The 17,808-nt window shown below is 75.5% G+C and carries 20 protein-coding genes; 5 read left to right on the forward strand and 15 right to left on the reverse strand.

The window, feature by feature from the left end; all coding sequences use genetic code 11:
* On the reverse strand, positions 1 to 672 hold a 672-nt coding region (locus QNH85_RS13200; RefSeq protein ID WP_282947107.1), incomplete at its 3' end, for a nuclease-related domain-containing protein.
* 102 nt (positions 673 to 774) lie between these two features.
* Between QNH85_RS13200 and QNH85_RS13205 the strand changes: the two genes are divergently transcribed.
* A complete protein-coding gene (locus QNH85_RS13205) occupies positions 775 to 1,161 on the forward strand; it encodes a VOC family protein (protein ID WP_282947109.1) in 387 nt (128 codons plus the stop codon).
* A 3-nt stretch (positions 1,162 to 1,164) separates the two neighbouring features.
* Here the strand turns inward: QNH85_RS13205 and QNH85_RS13210 are convergent, their stop codons facing one another.
* A complete protein-coding gene (locus tag QNH85_RS13210; protein ID WP_282947112.1) occupies positions 1,165 to 1,686 on the reverse strand; it encodes a PadR family transcriptional regulator in 522 nt (173 codons plus the stop codon).
* 39 nt (positions 1,687 to 1,725) lie between these two features.
* Between QNH85_RS13210 and QNH85_RS13215 the strand changes: the two genes are divergently transcribed.
* On the forward strand, positions 1,726 to 2,106 hold the full coding sequence (locus tag QNH85_RS13215; RefSeq protein ID WP_282947114.1) for a hypothetical protein: 381 nt from the start codon (positions 1,726 to 1,728) through the stop codon (positions 2,104 to 2,106).
* On the opposite strand, the gene QNH85_RS13220 is transcribed toward QNH85_RS13215, so the two are convergent.
* The 7 genes from QNH85_RS13220 to QNH85_RS13250 all read right to left on the reverse strand — a co-directional run bounded on the left by QNH85_RS13220 (position 2,103) and on the right by QNH85_RS13250 (position 8,938).
* The gene (locus QNH85_RS13220) at positions 2,103 to 2,510 is read right to left on the reverse strand and encodes a type II toxin-antitoxin system prevent-host-death family antitoxin (protein WP_282947115.1); all 408 of its coding nucleotides are present in this window, start codon (positions 2,508 to 2,510) and stop codon (positions 2,103 to 2,105) included. The genes QNH85_RS13215 and QNH85_RS13220 overlap by 4 nt on opposite strands.
* 549 nt (positions 2,511 to 3,059) lie before the next feature.
* On the reverse strand, positions 3,060 to 4,169 hold the full coding sequence (fni, locus tag QNH85_RS13225; RefSeq protein ID WP_282947116.1) for a type 2 isopentenyl-diphosphate Delta-isomerase: 1,110 nt from the start codon (positions 4,167 to 4,169) through the stop codon (positions 3,060 to 3,062).
* Positions 4,159 to 5,268, reverse strand: coding sequence for a phosphomevalonate kinase (locus QNH85_RS13230; RefSeq protein ID WP_282947118.1), 1,110 nt, complete (start codon positions 5,266 to 5,268; stop codon positions 4,159 to 4,161). The genes fni and QNH85_RS13230 overlap by 11 nt, the downstream gene beginning before the upstream one ends.
* Complete coding sequence (gene mvaD, locus QNH85_RS13235; protein WP_282947120.1) at positions 5,265 to 6,260, reverse strand: diphosphomevalonate decarboxylase; 996 nt, start codon at positions 6,258 to 6,260, stop codon at positions 5,265 to 5,267. Before mvaD ends, QNH85_RS13230 begins: the two co-directional genes overlap by 4 nt.
* A complete protein-coding gene (gene mvk, locus QNH85_RS13240) occupies positions 6,257 to 7,261 on the reverse strand; it encodes a mevalonate kinase (RefSeq protein WP_282947122.1) in 1,005 nt (334 codons plus the stop codon). Before mvk ends, mvaD begins: the two co-directional genes overlap by 4 nt.
* A complete protein-coding gene (locus QNH85_RS13245; RefSeq protein ID WP_213281473.1) occupies positions 7,258 to 8,610 on the reverse strand; it encodes a tripartite tricarboxylate transporter permease in 1,353 nt (450 codons plus the stop codon). The genes mvk and QNH85_RS13245 overlap by 4 nt, the downstream gene beginning before the upstream one ends.
* A 61-nt stretch (positions 8,611 to 8,671) precedes the next feature.
* Positions 8,672 to 8,938 carry a hypothetical protein gene (locus QNH85_RS13250; RefSeq protein ID WP_282947125.1) on the reverse strand — a complete coding sequence of 89 codons (267 nt, stop codon included), beginning with the start codon at positions 8,936 to 8,938 and terminating at the stop codon, positions 8,672 to 8,674.
* Positions 8,939 to 9,169: 231 nt separating this feature from the next.
* Between QNH85_RS13250 and QNH85_RS13255 the strand changes: the two genes are divergently transcribed.
* Positions 9,170 to 10,063, forward strand: a complete 894-nt coding sequence (locus tag QNH85_RS13255) for an SDR family oxidoreductase (protein ID WP_282947127.1) — start codon at positions 9,170 to 9,172, stop codon at positions 10,061 to 10,063.
* Here QNH85_RS13255 and QNH85_RS13260 read toward each other — a convergent pair.
* The 4 genes from QNH85_RS13260 to QNH85_RS13275 all read right to left on the reverse strand — a co-directional run bounded on the left by QNH85_RS13260 (position 10,056) and on the right by QNH85_RS13275 (position 12,677).
* Complete coding sequence (locus QNH85_RS13260; protein ID WP_282947129.1) at positions 10,056 to 10,859, reverse strand: uracil-DNA glycosylase; 804 nt, start codon at positions 10,857 to 10,859, stop codon at positions 10,056 to 10,058. The genes QNH85_RS13255 and QNH85_RS13260 overlap by 8 nt on opposite strands.
* A 13-nt stretch (positions 10,860 to 10,872) precedes the next feature.
* On the reverse strand, positions 10,873 to 11,493 hold the full coding sequence (locus tag QNH85_RS13265) for an L-threonylcarbamoyladenylate synthase (protein ID WP_213281469.1): 621 nt from the start codon (positions 11,491 to 11,493) through the stop codon (positions 10,873 to 10,875).
* A gap of 45 nt (positions 11,494 to 11,538) precedes the next feature.
* On the reverse strand, positions 11,539 to 12,138 hold the full coding sequence (locus tag QNH85_RS13270) for a class I SAM-dependent methyltransferase (RefSeq protein WP_282947131.1): 600 nt from the start codon (positions 12,136 to 12,138) through the stop codon (positions 11,539 to 11,541).
* A 74-nt stretch (positions 12,139 to 12,212) separates the two neighbouring features.
* Positions 12,213 to 12,677 (reverse strand): DoxX family membrane protein, encoded by a 465-nt coding sequence (locus QNH85_RS13275; RefSeq protein ID WP_282947133.1) that lies wholly within the window; start codon positions 12,675 to 12,677, stop codon positions 12,213 to 12,215.
* Between the two features lie 106 nt (positions 12,678 to 12,783).
* On the opposite strand from QNH85_RS13275, the gene QNH85_RS13280 reads away from it, so the two are divergent.
* Together QNH85_RS13280 and QNH85_RS13285 are read left to right on the forward strand one after the other, a co-directional pair.
* On the forward strand, positions 12,784 to 13,806 hold the full coding sequence (locus QNH85_RS13280; protein WP_282947135.1) for an aldo/keto reductase: 1,023 nt from the start codon (positions 12,784 to 12,786) through the stop codon (positions 13,804 to 13,806).
* A 20-nt stretch (positions 13,807 to 13,826) separates the two neighbouring features.
* Positions 13,827 to 14,246, forward strand: a complete 420-nt coding sequence (locus tag QNH85_RS13285; protein ID WP_282947137.1) for a MerR family transcriptional regulator — start codon at positions 13,827 to 13,829, stop codon at positions 14,244 to 14,246.
* 46 nt (positions 14,247 to 14,292) lie between these two features.
* On the opposite strand, the gene QNH85_RS13290 is transcribed toward QNH85_RS13285, so the two are convergent.
* Both QNH85_RS13290 and QNH85_RS13295 read right to left on the reverse strand, forming a co-directional pair.
* Complete coding sequence (locus QNH85_RS13290; RefSeq protein WP_282947139.1) at positions 14,293 to 15,579, reverse strand: ATP-binding protein; 1,287 nt, start codon at positions 15,577 to 15,579, stop codon at positions 14,293 to 14,295.
* A 96-nt stretch (positions 15,580 to 15,675) separates the two neighbouring features.
* On the reverse strand, positions 15,676 to 17,751 hold the full coding sequence (locus tag QNH85_RS13295; protein WP_282947141.1) for an elongation factor G: 2,076 nt from the start codon (positions 17,749 to 17,751) through the stop codon (positions 15,676 to 15,678).
* Between the last annotated feature and the right edge of the window lie 57 nt (positions 17,752 to 17,808).

The raw sequence follows: 17,808 nt of genomic DNA on the forward strand, positions 1-17,808 counted from the left end.
CGCCCACACCGCGGCGGGGCGGAACACGTCGTCGACGGTCAGCTGCTCGGGGCTCGTCGGCCCGCCGAGCTCCGCGGTGAGGTACTCGACCACCAGCGCGACGTCGGCCGTCGGCAGCAGCACGGGGAGGGCCGCGAGGTGCGCCGCCAGCTGCCGCTCGCCGACGACGGTCCCGCCGCCGCACACCGCGACGGGCTCGTGGTCGCGTCCGGCGAGGCACAGCACGGCCTGCACGGCGCGGCGGTGGGTCGGGGCGAGCAGTGCCGTGAGGGCGCCGGCGGTGGCGGCGACCGCGGCGACGTCGGGCGTGCGGCCGTACCCGCGGTGGCGGAGCGTGCCGCCGGCCACGGTGATCTCCCCGTCCCAGTGCAGCGTCTCGACCACGACGATCCCGCCGGGCCCGACGGCCACCAGGTCGACGGTGGCGCTGCCGCTGCCGGGGCGGTGCAGGTCGGTCAGGGTGGTCCAGCCGTCGGCGCGCTCGAGCGCCCGGCGGGTGCCGGCCGTGGCGGCGGAGTCGGTGAGCCAGGAGTCGAACCAGTCGTCGGCGCGGTCCGCCGCGGGGCGTGCCGCGGGGACGCCGGGCGCTGTGCCCGCCGCCGTGCCCCACCACCGGGCCCGCCGCCGCGCGCGTCGCGCGACCGGGTCACCCGTGCCGATCCCCTGATCCATCTCTCTCACCCCACGGACCTATCGACACGCGGGGGTGCGGTGCTGAGCCGAACGGACCGCGGAAATCGTGTCGCCGGCGCCCGGGCGTCCTAGCCTCGGTGCATGGCCGCGCTGCTGGACATCGTCGTCGACTGCCACCACGCCGCCTCGCTCGCGCGCTGGTGGGCGGAGACCCTCGACGGGTACCGCGTCGCCCCGTACGACGAGGCCGAGCTCGCGCGGCTGCGGGCGAAGGGCGTCCACGACCCCGAGGACGACCCGACGGTGCTCGTCGAGCCGGAGTCCGGCACCGGCCCCCGGCTGTGGTTCAACGCCGTGCCCGAGCCGAAGACGGTGAAGAACCGCGTGCACGTCGACGTGACCGTGCCGGACCTGGAGCCGGGCGTGGCGGAGCTGGTCGCCCGGGGTGCCACGGTGCTGGCGCGGCACGACGGCTGGGTGGTGCTGGCCGACCCGGAGGGCGACGAGTTCTGCGTCTTCCCGCGCTAGCCGTCAGTCGTCCCAGCCGGCGATCGTCCGGCGGGTCTCCGCGATCCAGGCCAGCGTGGCGCGGCCGCTGTGCTCCCCTGCGCTGAGGGTGAGCAGCGCGTACCGCTGGTCCGGGTCCCGCGGGTCCAGGCTGCGGCGGACCTCGTCCAGCCGCGCCAGGCGGTCCGTGACCTCCCGCTCCGTGCCGGCGAGCAGGTCGAGGCACGCGTCCCGGCCGATCTGCCCCCCGAAGAACAGCCGCAGCAGCAGCGCGTTGCGGGGCGGTGCGATCTCCGGCGGGGTCAGCAGGAGCTCCCGCAGCCGACCGAGCCCCGCCTCGGTCGCGGTGAAGCGGCCGTCCTCGGTGCGCCCGACGAGCCCGCCCTCCTCGAGCCGGGTCAGCGTGGGGTAGATCTGCCCGAAGCTCTCCGCCCAGAAGTGCCCGAGCGTCTGCTGGATCTCCTGCCGGACCCGGTACCCCGACATGGGCTCGATCGACAGGGCACCGAGCACCGCGAGCTCGGTCTGGGACGGGGGGCGCGCCATGGCGTTGACTATATCTGACAGATAGCCGAGGATCGCCGCATGGCAGAGACGGCCGCGGTCGCGGCACTGGTGGTCCTCGGGCTGCTCACGGTGTTCCAGGTGCTGCTCGTGGCGGGGGCACCGCTCGGCCGGTACGCCTGGGGCGGGGGGCACGAGGTCCTGCCGCGCCGGCTGCGTGTCGGCAGCGCCGTGGCCGTCGGCATCTACGCGGTGATCGCGCTCGTGCTGCTCGACCGGTCGGGCGTGACGGCGGTGCTGCCCGGTCGCTTCGTCGACGTGGGCGTGTGGGTGGCGTTCGCCTACTTCGTGGTGGGCATCGGCATGAACGCGATCTCCCGCAGCCGGCGCGAGGCGGTCGTCATGACCCCGACGTGCCTGGCCCTGGCGGGCCTGACGTTCCTGGTGGCGACGGGCGCCTAACCCTCGTCCTCGGCCGGCGTGGCGTCCTGGTCCGCCGCGTACCCCGCCGCCGCGTACCCGTCCGCCGCGTACCCGGCCACCGCGTCCCCGGCCACCGCGTCCGCCGCGCCCGGTGCCTCCTGGTCCGCCGCCCGCCTGGCCTCCTCGTCCGCCTCCCGGGAGGCGCGCCCCTCGGCGATGACGCGCGCGGCCCACTCGTCGAGCGACTCCTCCGCGTGGAGCGCCCCCGGTTCGGCCTCGAGCCGCTGGAGCCGCATGAAGTCGTCGACGCCGATCAGCACCGCCACGAGCGACCCGTACCGGTGCAGGCCGATCCGGCCGCGGCCGTATGCGGCCTCGTTGACGAGGGAACCCAGGTGGGCCCGGAGCTCCCGGGCGGTCACTTCGCGTGTGAGTGTGCTCATGGTCCGACGCTAGGGCCGCAACCGGCGCCGATCGCCGTCGTCCCCAGGGCAGATCTCGGCAGGTGCGCTCGGGGGTCGTGTACCGGTGTGCACCGTGTACGCGGTGTCGCCGAGGGAGGCCGGCACACCTCTTCCGCAACCGTGACTGCGGTGCGTGCGGTGACCTCGGTGCGTGCGGTGCCTGCGGTGCGTGCGGTGCCTGCGGTGCTCGCGGTGCGTGGGGTGCGTGGGGTGCCCGCGGTGCGTGGGGTGCGCGCGATACAGACGGTGCGCACGGCGGTCACGGCGGTCGCGGTTGCCGAAGGGCTGTGTCGTGGCCGGTGGGGAACACGGTGGACACCGTGGGCACGGCGGTCGCGGTCGCGGAAGGGCTGTGTCGTGGTCGGTGGGGAACACGGTGCGCACGGCGGTCACGGCGGTCGCGGTTGCCGAAGGGCTGTGTCGTGCTCGGTCGGGGACACCGTGGGCACGGTGGTCACCGCCGTGGCACGCACGATGCTGCGCGTCAGCGACCGCGGGTCCGCGACCGCGGGGTCAGCGACGGCTGGGTCAGAGGCCGCTGCGGCGGGCGTACGCCGCGGCGTCCACGCCCCGGAGCTCACAGAACTCCCGCACCGGCCCGGTGATCAGCAGGTCGACGCGGCGCAGGTCCGCGACGGTGCGCGCGCCGAGCAGCGTCATGATGTCGCCCACCTGCTCGAGCCAGGTCTGGATCCGGGTGACGAGCGCCGACTCGCCCTCGGTGAGCAGCACGCGCAGGAAGCCGCCCGCCACGCCGACCGCCGTCGCGCCGAGGGCCAGCGCGCGGACCACGTCGAGCGGGTGCCGCACGCCGCCGGACGCCAGCAGGTCCACCCCCTCGACCGACGACGCGTCGAGCAGCCCCTCGACCGCCGACTGCCCCCACGAGGCGAGGTAGCCCATGCCGCCGTCGTCGCGGCGGGCCGACTCGATGGCGGTGAAGTCCGTGCCCCCGCGGCCGGAGACGTCCACGGCCGCGACGCCGAGGTCGCGGAGCTGCGCGACGGTGCCGCGGCTCATGCCCGCGCCGACCTCCTTGACGACCACCGGGACGCCGACGCCCTCGACGATCGCGGCGATGTGGTCCGCCCAGCGCGTGAAGTCCCGGTCGCCCTCCGGCATGACGATCTCCTGCGCCGGGTTCACGTGCACCTGCAGGCCGTCCGCCTCGAGGATCTCCACCGAGCGGCGGGCCTGCGCGGGGCTGAGGTTCGCGTTGACGTTCGCCATGACGAAGCCGTCGGGGTTCAGCTCGCGCAGCACCCGGAACGACGGGATGGCCGCGGGCTCGCGGTGCAGGATGCCGGTCGACCCGGACGCGATCGGCACCCCGGTCTCCCGGGCCGCCAGGGCCAGCGCCCGGTTGATGGTCGCGGTGTGCGCGGTGCCGCCCGTCATGCCGTTGATGTACAGCGGCACGTCCCAGGCCAGGACGCGGCCGGTGGTCGCCAGCGACACCTGGGACCGGTCGCCGGCGGCGAGCGGGTGGTTCATCGGCCGCACGTGGTCGAAGTCGTGGGCGCGCGGCTCGGCGTGCTGCGCGGAGGCGAGCCGCACGTGGTCGTCCTTGCGCCGCGCGTCCTGCGCGGCGGGCCCGGGCTCGTCCTGCCCGGACAGCGCGGGCTCGTCAGCAGGCATCGTCGACCTCTCGCGGCGGCTGCACGCGCAGCGACAGGTGCCGCACGTCGGACAGCTCCCAGTCCCGGAGCATGGGCTCCAGGTCGGTGTCGGCGTCCACGAGCACGATGCCGCAGTCCCCGCCCCCGGCGCCAGAGGACTTCGCCGCCGCACCGACCCCCTCGGCGGTCTCGCAGAGCGTGCGCAGCGCCGGCGTCTCGATGTCCACGCCGGCCGTCCGGGCCAGCGACGTGAGCAGCCCGCGGGCGCGCCGGATCTGCTCCTTCGCGGCGGGGGCGTCGTCCCGCTCGATGGCGTCGGCCAGCGCGTCCACGCACGCGCGGGAGGCGGCGAGGAACTCGGGGTAGTGGCTCTCCGTGACGCCCTTGCGCGACTGCATGGTGTCCACGAGGCGGGTGGTCGACGCCGGGACGCCCGTCCACCCGACGACGAGGCGCATCGACCGCGGGGTGGGCAGGCGGCGCACCGACAGCCCGGGCCAGTCGGCGTCGAGCAGGTCCGACAGCGGGCGCGGGGACCCGGCGGCCTCGGCCGCGGCCTGCGCCTGCCGCAGCCAGTCGCGGTCGAGCGCCGCGTACCGGATCCACCCGCCGTACAGGCTCGCCGCGACGTCGCCGCCGGAGCCCATCGGGTTGACCACCACGGTCGCGAGCAGCGCCAGGCGCAGCAGCCGCTCGGTCGGCAGGCCCAGGTCGTAGAACCGGTCGAGCGCCCGGACCGTCGCCACGGTCACGGCGGCCGACGACCCGAGGCCGAACTTCCGCCCGGACCGGTCGTCGAGCTCCGAGGTGATCGTGATGTCGTAGAACCCGAGCGTGCGGCCCTGCTCGGCGGCGAACCGCTCGACCACGTCGATGGCGGCCAGGACGTAGTCGAACGGGCGGCTGTCGTGGTCCAGCACGACCCGGTCGCCCCGGCGGCGCCACACGACGGGCAGCCGGCCGTACTGGTCGGACGCGATGGACCCGGCGCCCTCGGCGGGCGCGAGCCGGACGGTGACGTGCCGGTCGACGGCGACGAGCACCGCGGGGTACCCGGCCTCGACGACGGCGTACTCCCCGGCGACGAACAGCTTCCCGGGCGCGCAGACCTCGATCACGCCGCACCCCCCGCCGTGACGCGCAGCTCCGGCCCGGGGCGCGCGGTCACGACGCGGCGGGTGCCGCCCTCGGACAGCGCGCCGGCGACGGTGGCCAGGTCCGACGCGGCGCACAGCACCTTGACGTTCGGGCCGGCGTCGATCGTCGCCCAGCAGGGCAGGCCGTCGGCGCGCAGGGCGAGCACCTGGTCCAGCACCGCGACGGTGTGCGCGGTCCAGTACCGGACCGGCGGGCGGGCGCCGAGCATCGTCGCGTGCATCCGCAGGGCGTTGGACTCCGCGAGCTCCCCGAGCGCCGCGAGGTCGCCCGCGGCGACGGCCTCCAGCATGAGGGCGACGTCCCGCTCGGTGGCCTCCGTCCAGGCGGCGAAGAACGGCGACGTCTCGACGGTCCGGCGCATGGCGACGCGGCTCGACACGGACTTGGGCCCCGCGTCCAGCACCACGACGGCCATCGCGGGGTCCAGCGGTCCGCCCGCCTCCCCGCCGGGGACGGGCTCGGCGAACGACGACGCGTCGTCGGTGCCGGCGTGCCAGACCACCAGCCCGCCGAACACGGACCGGGCGGCCGAGCCGGAGCCCCGCCGGGCCAGCCGGGACAGGGCGCGCGGGTCGAGGTCCAGCCCGTAGGCGGCGGCCGCCGCACCGGCCAGCGCGGCGAACCCGCTCGCGGACGACGCGAGCCCGGCGCCGGTCGGCACGGTCGACGTGGAGGTCACCGACGCGTGGACCGAGGACCCGGCCAGGGACCGCACCAGGTCGAGGAACCGGCGGACGCGCACGACCTCGCCGTCGGACATCGGCCGGCCGTCCAGCACGCCGGAGTCCTCGGTCGCGCACGGGTCGAGCGTCACGGTGGTGGTCGCGTGGAACGCGTCCAGCGTGAGCGACAGGCTGGAGGTCGCGGGCAGCGCCAGGGCCTCGTCACGCTTGCCCCAGTACTTGGCGAGGGCGATGTTCGCGTGCGCGACGGCGGTCGCGGAGTTCGTCATCCGAGGGACACCTGGGCGGGAGCGGCGGGATGCCGCGCGTCGGTCCGGTGCAACCAGGTGCGCGCCGCGCCCGCGCGGCGCAGGGCAGCGGCGATCGTACCAGCGGAGGTGGTGTCGGCCGCGAGCGCCAGGAGGCATCCGCCCTGGCCACCGCCCGTCAGCTTGGCGCCGAGCGCCCCCGCGGCGAGCGCCGCCCCGACCAGCCGGTCGAGCTCCGGGGATGAGACGCCGAGCTCCGCGAGCGCGCCGTGGGCGCGGGTCATCCGGGCCCCGAGCTCGCGCGGGCGGTCCAGCGCCAGGTCGTCCACGGCGTCGCGGGTGATCTGCCCGAGCTCGGCGATCAGCTCCGCGCCGCGGGCGGGGTGCCGCTCGAGGAACGACCGCACGTCCGCGACGGCGACGCGGGTGCGCCCGTGCACGCCGGTGTCGGCGACGACGAGGTGCGCGCGCAGGCGCAGGTCCAGGGACCGGATCTCGCCGGCCTGGAACCAGACGGGCTCGGTGGACGCGGTGGTGCGGGCGTCGAGGCCGCTCGGGTTCCCGTGGGCGACGCGCTCGCCGACCTGCACGAGGTCGAAGTGCTCCTGCGGGGTGAGGGTGCGCCCGGCCAGGTCGGCGAGCGCCAGCGCCAGGGCCCCGGCGGTCGCGGCGCTGGACCCGAGGCCGCGGGCGGCGGGGATCGTCGACTCGGTCGCCAGCACGATGCCGGTGTGCGGCAGGCCCAGGTGGTCGAGCGTGGCCTCGACGGCGGCCCGCGGCGCGGCGAGCTGCTCGGGGGCGTCCGCGAGGGTCCCGGAGTACAGCACCGACTCGAGCATCAGCGGGCCGTCCTCCCGCCGCGCGGTGGCGCGCATCGGCAGGCTGGCGATCGGGAGCGCGATCGCGGGCTCGCCGTACACGACGGCGTGCTCGCCCACGAGGATCGCCTTGGCGCGGGTGCGCCCGGTGCCGGTGCTGCGCGGCGCGGAGCTGCTGGGGCTCGGGATGGTCGGCTCCTTCACATCAGGTGCAGGACGAACCACGGGGCCGCGTACAGCGACATGAACTGCACCCCGAAGTTGACGCCCAACCGGTTCAGCGTGCCGCAGGTCAGGCCGACCAGCAGCACGGCGAAGACGTTGATCAGCCCCGCGTCCAGGTACGCGAGCAGCAGCACGAACACGACGAACAGCGCGAGCACGGCCTCGTGCGGCACGTGCCGGGTGACCAGGGCCGTGAGCCGGAACGAGTACCGGACGGCGAGCACGTACGACAGCACGAGCGCCAGCACCCCGCCGACCAGGACCGCGGCCACGAACTGCCCGGTGGTCAGCAGGTGGTGCAGGTTCTGGTCGAGGGTGAGGACGGGCGGCGCGTTGAACAGCGCGTTCGCGGGTCCGACGGCGACCGGCGACAGCGGCAGCCCGACCGCGAGCAGCGGGATGATCACGCCGGCCAGGTAGGTGGAGTGCGCGAGCGCGGCCATCGAGGTGACGGCACGGGACGAGCGCTCGGTGGGGTCCTGGGCCCGGGCGCCGGACGCCTCGCCCATGAGCAGCGTGAGGGCGACGGGGCTGAGGAAGAACAGCGGCGTCGACGCGGCGGACACGGTGGCGCTCGCGCCGAGCTCGGCCCGGGTGAGCAGCCGGCGCGGGTTGAGCGACGACCCCCGCAGCTCGGACCGCGTGATCCGCACCGGCGTGCGCCCGGCCCGGGGCAGCGCGCCGCGCAGCGTCGGGTTCAGCAGCGTGGCCAGGCTCAGCAGCAGGGGGCCGGCGGTGATCGACAGGAAGAACGACACCGTGATGGTGCCGTCCTCGGGGAGCACGCCGGTCTGCCGGTAGAGCGCCTGCACGCCCTGGAACAGCAGGCCCAGCGGGATGATCGCCAGCAGCGACAGCACCCGGTTCTTCCCGAGCAGCGCCAGGACGACCGCCCCGCCGACGAACAGCAGCGACCCGTACTCGCGGAGCTGGTCGGCCAGCGGCGTGATGGCCCGGGCGATCAGCAGGGCCAGCGGCACGGAGATCAGCGTCCCGACGACCGACCCGGCGGCCATCTTCCGGATCGTCTCCGCCGCGCGCCCGGACCGCTTGAGGACCAGCGCGTGGTCGATCATCGGCGCCGACAGCACCCCGCCCGGCAGCCCGACCAGCGCGGTCGGGATGGAGTTCGTCAGGTTGAGCGTCACGACGGCGGCGATGAAGAACGCGAGCACCACCTGCGGGTCCGTGCCGGCGAGCACGAGCGCGAGCGTCACGGGCAGCAGCACGGACGTCTCGTCGGTGCCGGGGATGAACCCGATCAGCGTGTAGAGCGCGACGGCCGCCAGCGCGGCGGCGACCATCGGCAGCAGCAGGGAGAGGTCCACGGAGGTCTTTCGGTGCGGGGCGCGGTCCCGGACGGGTGCGCGCGGTCGGGCTCGGTCGGGCTCAGTCGGCGAGCGGGTCGGGTCGACCGGCCTCCGCGGCGTCGTCGTCGACGATCTGCACGTCCCGCTTCGGCCGGACGAGCGCGACCGCCGCACCGAACCCGACGACCGAGCCGCCCAGCCCCCAGAAGAACTCCGACCCGTCGAGCGCGCGGCCCACGGCGACCGCGGCGACCGTCGCGGCGGCGACCACGGCCAGCGCGAGCACGAGGTCCCGCAGGGAGACCCGGTCGCCCCAGATCTCGACGTACTGCTCGTCGTCGCCCACGTCTCTCCTCGCCGATCGTCCGGACCGCCACCCTAGGATCCCCGCTGCGGGGACCCTGTGCGGCCGGTGTGCGCGCGACGTGGATGTGCTGGTCGGGCGCCGACAGGCCGGGGGCCACTGTGGTGCGACCGAGGCCGGCGCGGCAACTCGGGGCGGCCCCGGTGCTGCGCCGGCGGGCAGGTTCACCCGCTCCGGTGGCGCTCGCGCGCGGGGCGCGCACCATGGATGAGCATGAGCGACCAGACGACTCCCCAGGACCCGACCACCCAGCACCCCGAGCCCGAGCAGCCGGCGGAGAACATCCCGCACCCCGGCCTCACGGGCGAGATGGAGCAGAAGCCCGACCACGGCGAGGAGTCGTACGTCGGCTCCGGCCGGCTCGAGGGCAAGCGGGCGATCATCACCGGTGGCGACTCCGGCATCGGCCGGGCGGTCGCGCTCGCGTTCGCGCGTGAGGGCGCCGACGTGCTGATCGTGTACCTGCCCGACGAGGAGCAGGACGCCCAGGAGACCGTGCGGCTCGTGCGCGACGCCGGTCGGAAGGGCGTCACGTGCCCCGGCGACCTCCGCGACGAGGCGTTCTCGCAGACGATCGTCGACACGGCCCTGTCCGAGCTCGGCGGCGTCGACATCCTGGTCAACAACGCGGCGTACCAGATGTCCCAGGAGAACGGCCTGCTCGACCTCACGACCGAGCAGCTCGACCGCACCATGAAGACCAACGTCTACGCGATGTTCTGGCTGACCAAGGCGGTCCTCCCGCACCTGCAGGCCGGCGCGAGCATCATCAACACCACGTCGATCCAGGCGTTCCAGCCGAGCCCGCAGCTCATCGACTACGCCGCGACCAAGGCCGCGATCCTCAACTTCACCAAGGCGCTCGCGCAGCAGGTCGCCGAGCAGGGCATCCGGGTCAACGCCGTCGCACCGGGCCCGATCTGGACGCCGCTGATCCCGGCCACCATGCCGGAGGAGAAGGTCCAGCAGTTCGGCGCGGACACCCCGCTGGGCCGCGCGGGCCAGCCGGCCGAGCTCGCGCCGGCGTACGTGTTCTTCGCCAGCCAGGAGAGCAGCTACATCACGGGCGACCGCATCGGCGTGACGGGCGGCAACCCGCTCAGCTGACGACCGGGGCCGGGGTGGCCGGGCCCGGTGCGTCCGGGCCCGCCGCGAGGTCCCGGGCGCGGAGCAGGACGGCGTCGAGCATGGCGGGCGTGAGGCGGCCCGTGAAGGTGTTCTGCTGGCTGACGTGGAAGCAGCCGAGCAGGGTCAGGCGCTGGGGCTCGGCCCCGTCCGGGGCCGGGCGCTCCAGGACCTGCTCCGCGCCGTGCGCGAACCGCGGGCGGGGACGCGGCACCGCCCAGCCCTGCTCGGCGAGCGTGCGCAGCAGCGCGTCCCACCCGAACGCCCCGAGCACGACCGCGACCCGCGGCCGGACGAGCTCCAGCTCCCGCGCGAGCCAGGGGCCGCACCGGTGCCGCTCCTCGGGCAGGGGCTTGTTGTCCGGCGGGGCGCAGTGCACCGGTGCGGTGATCCGCACGCCCGTGAGCGTGAGCCCGTCGCCGAGGTGCGTCGACGTCGGCTGGGACGCCATCCCGACGCGGTGCATCGCCGCGAACAGGAAGTCCCCGGACCGGTCGCCGGTGAACATCCGGCCGGTGCGGTTCGCCCCGTGCGCCGCGGGCGCCAGGCCGACGACCAGCACCGCGGCGTCCGGGTCGCCGAAGCCGGGGGCCGGGCGCGCCCAGTACGTCTGGTCCCGGTAGGCCGCGCGCTTCACGTCGGCGACGTGCTCCCGCCAGGCGACCAGCCGAGGGCAGGCCCGGCACTCCACGACGGCCCCGTCCAGCTCCGCGAGGTCCCGGGCGCCGGGCGCGACCTCCGCGGGGTAGCGGACGTCGTCGGGCAGCGCGGCGGTCACGGGCCCGCGCCCGTCAGGAGAACCGGTCCGGGTCGCCCGCGCCGACGCGGACCACCTCGGGGTACCCCTCGGACCAGTCGACGACGGTGGTCGGCTCCTGCCCGCACTCCCCGGCGTCCACGACGGCGTCGACGACGTGGTCGAGCTCCTCCTTCACCGTCCAGCCGTCGGTCTGGGGCTCGGTCTCGCCCGGCAGGATGAGCGTGGACGACAGCAGCGGCTCGCCGAGCTCCCGGAGCAGGGCCTGCACCACGCGGCTGTCGGGGATGCGCACGCCGACGGTCTTCTTCTTGGGGTGCGCGAGCCGGCGCGGCACCTCCTTGGTGGCCGGGAGGATGAACGTGTAGGGCCCGGGGGTCGCCGCCTTGATCGCCCGGAACGGCGCGTTGTCCAGCCGCACGAGCTGCCCGAGCTGCGCGAAGTCGCTGCACATCAGGGTGAAGTGGTGCCGGTCGTCGAGGCGCCGGATCGCGCGGATGCGGTCCGCCCCGGCGTGGCTCTCCAGGCGGCAGCCGAGCGCGTAGCCCGAGTCGGTGGGGTACGCGATGAGCGCGTCGTCCCGGAGCATCGCGACGAGCTGGCTCACCGCCCGGGCCTGGGGGTCGTGCGGGTGGACGTCGAAGAACCGGGCCATGCGGTCGAGCCTGGCACGGCTCCGGCGCCGCGACCAGCGCGGCTGTCAGCCGAGCACGGCGACCAGGAAGTCCGACTCCGGCGCGAACGGCCGCAGGTCCCAGGTGGCGAACCGGTGCTGGACCGTGAACCCCGCGGTGCGGGCGTCCCCGTCCAGGGCGTCGAACGCGTAGCCGCGCCCCGCACCGAACCCGACGACCAGCCGGCCGCCGGGGACCAGGTGCGCGCGGATGCGGCGCAGCACCTCCGCCTCGGTGCCGGGCGCCACGAACGTCAGCACGTTGCCCGCCATGACGGCGACGTCGAACGGCTCGGGCACCCCCGCCGCCGGCAGGTCCAGCTCGGCCAGGTCCCCGACGTGCCAGTCGCCCTCGGGGTGGTCGGCGCGCGCGGCCTCGACCAGCACCGGGTCGACGTCGACGCCCACGACGGCGTGCCCGCGCCGGGCGAGCTCCCCGCCGACCCGGCCCGGGCCGCACCCGGCGTCGAGCACGCGGGCGCCGCGCGGGACCATCGCGTCGACCATCCGGGCCTCGCCGGCCAGGTCCGCGCCCTCGGCGGCCATGCTGCGGAACCGCTCGACGTACCACTGCGAGCGGTCGGGATTCTGCCGGCCGATCTGCTCCCAGCGGGTCTGCTGGCGCATGCGGGCGCTCCTCGGGCGGGGTCGGACGCGGACGGACCGAGCCTAGCCAGCCCGCGCCCGGCCCCGGGGCGGCGTCAGCGCCGGACGGCCCTCGTGGCCTTCTTCGCGGCCTTGGCGCCGGCCTTCTTGGCCGACGAGGTCAGGGTGTCGATGAGGTACGACGCGGCGGCGCCGGCCATCACGACGTCCTTGGCGACGCCGATGCCCTGCGGGTTCGGGCGCGGGTCGTTCGGGCCGCGGTGCAGCGCGGGGGTGCGCAGGTACATGCCGACGAGCGCGGCGGAGAACGCCGTGAACCCGGTGGCGACGACGACGCGGGGCAGCACCGGCACCAGCAGCGCGGCGCCGAGGCCGACCTCCGTGGCGGCGAGCGCCTTGGTGAACGTCTTCGGGTCGACGTCGGCGAGGAACGGGTACGCGCCCACGGCGGTGCCGTGGATCCCGGCGGCGGCCTCCTCGTCGGCGGAGAACTTGTCCAGGCCGGAGCTCAGGATGTAGGCGCCGGCGCCCAGCCGGAGCGGCAGATGACGAAGCTTCACGCGGTCCTCCTCGGGGGATGGGTGTACACGCCGACGCTACGACCGGACGGCCGCCTCCGCAGGCCCGGCTTGACTTCGAGCGCGCTCCAAGGGCGACGGTCGGGCCATGACTCTTCCCACCCGCACCCTCGGCAGCGCCGCGAACGGCACCGCCCTCACCGTCTCCGCCCTCGGCCTCGGCTGCATGGGCATGTCCGAGTTCTACGGCGCGACGTCCGCGCCCGGCAGCGACCAGGAGCGCGAGTCGGTGGCGACGATCCACCGCGCGCTCGACCTGGGCGTGACGCTGCTCGACACGGCCGACATGTACGGCCCGCACACCAACGAGCGGCTGGTCGGCCGCGCGATCGCCGGGCGCCGCGACGAGGTCGTCCTCGCGACGAAGTTCGGGATCGTCCGGGACCCCGACCCGGCGGTCGCCACGCGGTCGGTCGACGGCCGGCCCGAGTACGTCCGCGCGGCGCTCGACGCCAGCCTCCAGCGCCTGGGCGTCGACCACGTCGACCTGTACTACATGCACCGCATCGACCCCACGGTGCCGGTCGAGGAGACGATGGGCGCGCTCGCGGAGGCCGTCCAGGCGGGCAAGGTCCGGCACCTCGGCCTGTCCGAGGCGGGGCCGGAGACGATCCGCCGCGCGCACGCCGTGCACCCGCTGACCGCCGTGCAGACCGAGTACTCGCTGTGGACGCGCGACGTCGAGACCGCCGTACTGCCCGTGCTGCGCGAGCTCGGCATCGGCCTGGTGCCCTACTCGCCGCTCGGCCGCGGCATGCTGACCGGGGCGATCACCGCGGTGTCCGACCTGGCCGACGGCGACTTCCGCCGCGCCAACCCGCGGTTCGCGGGCGAGGCCTTCGACGCCAACCGCGCCCTGGTCGAGCGGGTGCAGGCGCTCGCGGCCGACCGGGGCGTCACCGCGGCGCAGCTCGCCCTGGCCTGGGTGCTCGCGCAGGGCGAGGACGTCGTGCCGATCCCCGGCACCCGGCGGGTCCGCTACCTCGAGCAGAACGCCGGCGCCGTCGACGTCCGGCTGACCCCCGAGGACCTGGCGGCGCTCGCGGACGCGGTGCCCGCGCAGGCGGTCGTCGGGGACCGGTACCCCGACATGAGCACCATCGGCCGGTGACGGGGCGCATGCTGGTGGGCGTGACCGACCAGACGCGCACGCTCACGATCGCCGAGGCCGCCGCCGCGACCGGGCTGTCCCCGCACACGCTGCGGTACTACGAGCGCGACGGGCTGCTGCTCGACGCGGTCGAGCGGGCCGCCTCCGGGCACCGGCGGTACACCGAGCGCGACCTCGGGTGGCTGCACCTGCTCACGCGGCTGCGGGCCACCGGCATGCCGATCCGGGAGATCCGGGAGTACGCGGACCTGGTGCGCCGGGGGGAGGGCACCGAGCCGCAGCGGCTCGCCCTGCTGCAGGCGCACCGGGACGCGGTGCGCGCCCAGCTCGCGGAGGCGGCGGAGCACCTGGCGGCGATCGAGATGAAGATCGACCTCTACGCCGGCCGGCTGGGGACCGGGATGCCGGTCCCGGAGGCCCGGGTCCCGGCGGACGCCTGACGTCTGAGGACGCCCGCCCTTCCGGGTCGAGGCCCCGAGGGGCGGATCAGGGTCCGAGCAGTGCGGCAGGCACGACAGCCACACCGTCCCGCCGCCGGTAGGCGTCGGAGCCGGTCGTCACCACGACGGCGTCGAGCAGACGCGAGCCGATCTGGTCGCGCAGCCACAGCAGGTGCCGGACGTCCCGGTCCTCGACGTCGGTCGCGAGCTTGACCTCGACCGCGACCACCTTGCCGTCGGCGCGGCTGACGACGAAGTCGACCTCGCGTTCACCACCCTTGGTGCGCAGGTGCCCGACCGAGGCCTCGGAGTGCTGCGCGTAGACCCGCAGGTCCAGGGCGACGAGCGACTCGAAGAGGGCACCCAGCAGGGTGCCGTCGCGTGGCACGGCCGGTGCGGCGTCCTGTCCGGTGAGAAGGCTCTCGGCTGTCGAGCCGAGCAGCCGGCACGCGAGCGCGGGATCGGCGAGGTGGTGCTTCGGCGCTGCACCGAGCCGCTTGAGGTGGTTGGACGAGGGCGACCAGGCGGGCACGGGGTCGAGCAGCCACAGGCGCTCCAGCGTGTCTCGGTAGGGACCGGTCGTGGTCTTCGCCGGCTTGTCGCCGTGCCCGGACGTGGCGGCGTCCCGGATGGTCTCGTAGGAGGCCGTGGTCGACGTCGCCGCCGCGTACGCCGCCATCCACCTGCGCAGGGTGTCGGGACGCCGGACCTCCTGGCCGACCTCCGGGAAGTCCCGGTCGACGACCCTGGCGAGGTAGCCGTCGAGCTGCGCGCGCAGCGCCCGCCCGGGCAAGCCGCGCAGCGCGGGGAAGCCGCTCGCCAGGATCTCTGCCACGTAGTCCTCGAGCGACACCGTGGTCGCGCCGACGACCTGGACGGGGGCGCCGGAGAGCATCGCGCCGAGGCTGACGGACGGGGTCATCCCGCGTTCGGCCAGCGTCATCGGGCGCATCCGCACCTGGACGATGCGGCCCGCGCCCGAGTGCGTGGCCGGTGTACGGGGCGAGGCGGAGCCCGTCAGCAGGAAGCGTCCGGCGGTCGGGTCGCGGTCGACGTCTCGCCGTACGAGGTCCCACGTCCGAGGGAGCAGCTGCCACTCGTCGAGGAGGACCGGGGGCCGGCCCGTGAGCACGCGGTCCGGGTCGGCCTCGATCACCGCGCGCGTGGCGGGGTCGTCGAGCAGGTGGGTCGTGCCGGCCCGTGCCGCGGCCGTGGCGGTCTTGCCCACCGCCTTCGCGCCCTCGATGGCGATCGCTGGCACGCCCGGCAGCAGCGCATCGATCTCGTCGTCCACGACGCGACGGTGGTACGGCTCGGTCAGGGCGCTGGTCACAGGCGTTACGCTACCGTTGGTCGGTCACCTACGCTACCGATCGTCGGCTGGATGCACTACCAATCGTCGCCTCGCTACGCTACCGATCGTCGGCTCTCACACCGCCGCGAGGTGCCCCGGCCGGACCTCGTACTGCCCGGGCGCGAGCGTCACCTCGCCGCGGCCGCCGGCCAGGGCCCGCAGGTCCAGGGCGTACCGCACGACCTCCGCCTCCGGCACCGTCGCCTCGATCCGCACGCGCCCGTCGTCGGTCGTGCTGCTCGCGGTGATGTGCCCGCGCCGGCCGGACAGGTCCCCGAGCACGTCGCCCTGGGCCTCCGGCGGGACGACGACCGTGACGCGGACCGTGGGTTCGAGCAGGACGGTGCCGGCGGACGCGAGCGCGGCGCGCACCCCGGCGGCGGCCGCCGTGCGGAACGCCATGTCGGACGAGTCGACGGCGTGCGACTTCCCGTCGTGCACCTCGACCTGCACGTCGACCACGGGGTGCCCGAGCGGCCCGCCCGCGGCGAGGGCCTCGGCGGCGCCGCGCTCCACGGCGGGCAGGTACGACCGGGGGACGGCACCGCCCACCACCGAGTCCTTGAACGCGAAGCCGGACCCGGCCGGCAGCGGCGTGAGCCGGAGCTGCACGACTGCGAACTGCCCGTGGCCGCCCGACTGCTTCTTCAGCCGGCCCTCGGCCTCCGCCGGGCGCGCGAGCGTCTCCCGGTACGCGATCCGCACCGGCTCGGTGGTCACGTGCACGCCGAACACGCGGGCCAGCCGCTCGACCGCCACGGCCAGGTGCGCGTCACCCAGGCCGCGCAGCACCGTCTGGTGCGGCGTGCGGTCCACCCGCAGCGTCGGGTCCTCGGCCGCGAGCCGGGTCAGCGCGGCCGACAGCTTGTCGTCGTCGGCCTGGCTCACCGGGACCAGCGCGACCGCGAGCACGGGGGGCCGCGCGGGCAGGGCGGCCGGACGGACCGGCTGGGCGCGGGCGGCGAGCAGGCCGCCGGTCGGGGTGCCGGTGAGCTTCGCGACGGCGGCGATCGACCCGGCGGGCACCGCGTCGACCGGCAGGTGCTCCCGGCCGCGCAGCCGGAACAGGCCGTGCAGCCGCTCCTCGGTGCCCGTGGCGGTGCTGACCAGCCGGTCGCCGGAGCGCACGGTGCCGGACAGCACCTTGAACACCGACACCTGCCCGACGAACGGGTCGGCGACCGTCCGGAACACGTGCAGCACCGGTTCGCCGCGGGGGTCCGCCGGCAGGTCGGTCGTCGGGCCGTCGTCGCCGCCGACGCGCAGCCGGGCGGGGCGGTCCGACGGCGCGGGCCCGATCTCGCACAGCAGGTCCGCGAGCCGGTCGACCCCGACGCCGGTGGCGGCCGACGCGACGAGCACCGGCACCGCCTCGCCCGTCACGACCTCCCGCGCGAGCGTGCGCTCCAGGTCGGCCGCGTCGGGCACCTCCCCGGACAGGTAGCGCTCGAGCTGGTCGTCGTCGTGCGCGACGATCTCCTCCGTCACCTCGTCGTGCAGGCGGTGCTCCTCCTCCGCGACGTCCTCGGGCAGCGCGCAGGTCTGGTGCCGGCCGTCCGCGGCGTAGTCGAGCCCGCGGTCGGACAGGACGTCGGCGACCCCGTGCAGCGCCTGCTCCTCGCCCAGCGGCAGCTCCAGCGGGACGACGCTCGCCGGGTCGCGCCCGGTGCGGCGCGCGAGGTCACGCACCTGGTCGAGCACCCGGTGGAAGTCCGCGCGGGCGCGGTCCTCCTGGGAGACGACGACGAGGCGGGGGATCCCCGCCTCGTCGCACCGCCGCCACGCCGCCTCCGTCCCGGACTGGACCCCGTCGACGGCGCTCACCACCACCACCGCCAGGTCCGCCACGGACAGCGCGGCGTCGACCGCGCCCGCGAAGTCCGGCGCCCCCGGGGTGTCCAGCAGGGTGAGCCGGTGGGGGCACCCCTGGCTGCAGGTCCAGTCGAGGTCGGCGACGCCGAGCGCCACGGAGGAGCCGCGCGCGACCTCCTCGGGCTCGTGGTCGCAGACCGTCGAGCCGTCCTCGACGCGGCCGGCGCGCGGGACGGCCCCGGCGCGCAGCAGCAGCGCCTCGGCGAGTGTCGTCTTGCCGGATCCGCCGTGACCCACGAGCGCCACGTTCCGGACCGTCGGCGTCGTTGCCGCGTCCATCGCCGTCTCCTGACTGGTGCTGGGACGCCAGGCTAACCACGTCGGTCGCGAACGGAA

Origin of the sequence: Cellulomonas endometrii (genome assembly GCF_949769265.1) — a bacterium.
In the GTDB taxonomy this organism is placed as follows: domain Bacteria; phylum Actinomycetota; class Actinomycetes; order Actinomycetales; family Cellulomonadaceae; genus Cellulomonas; species Cellulomonas endometrii.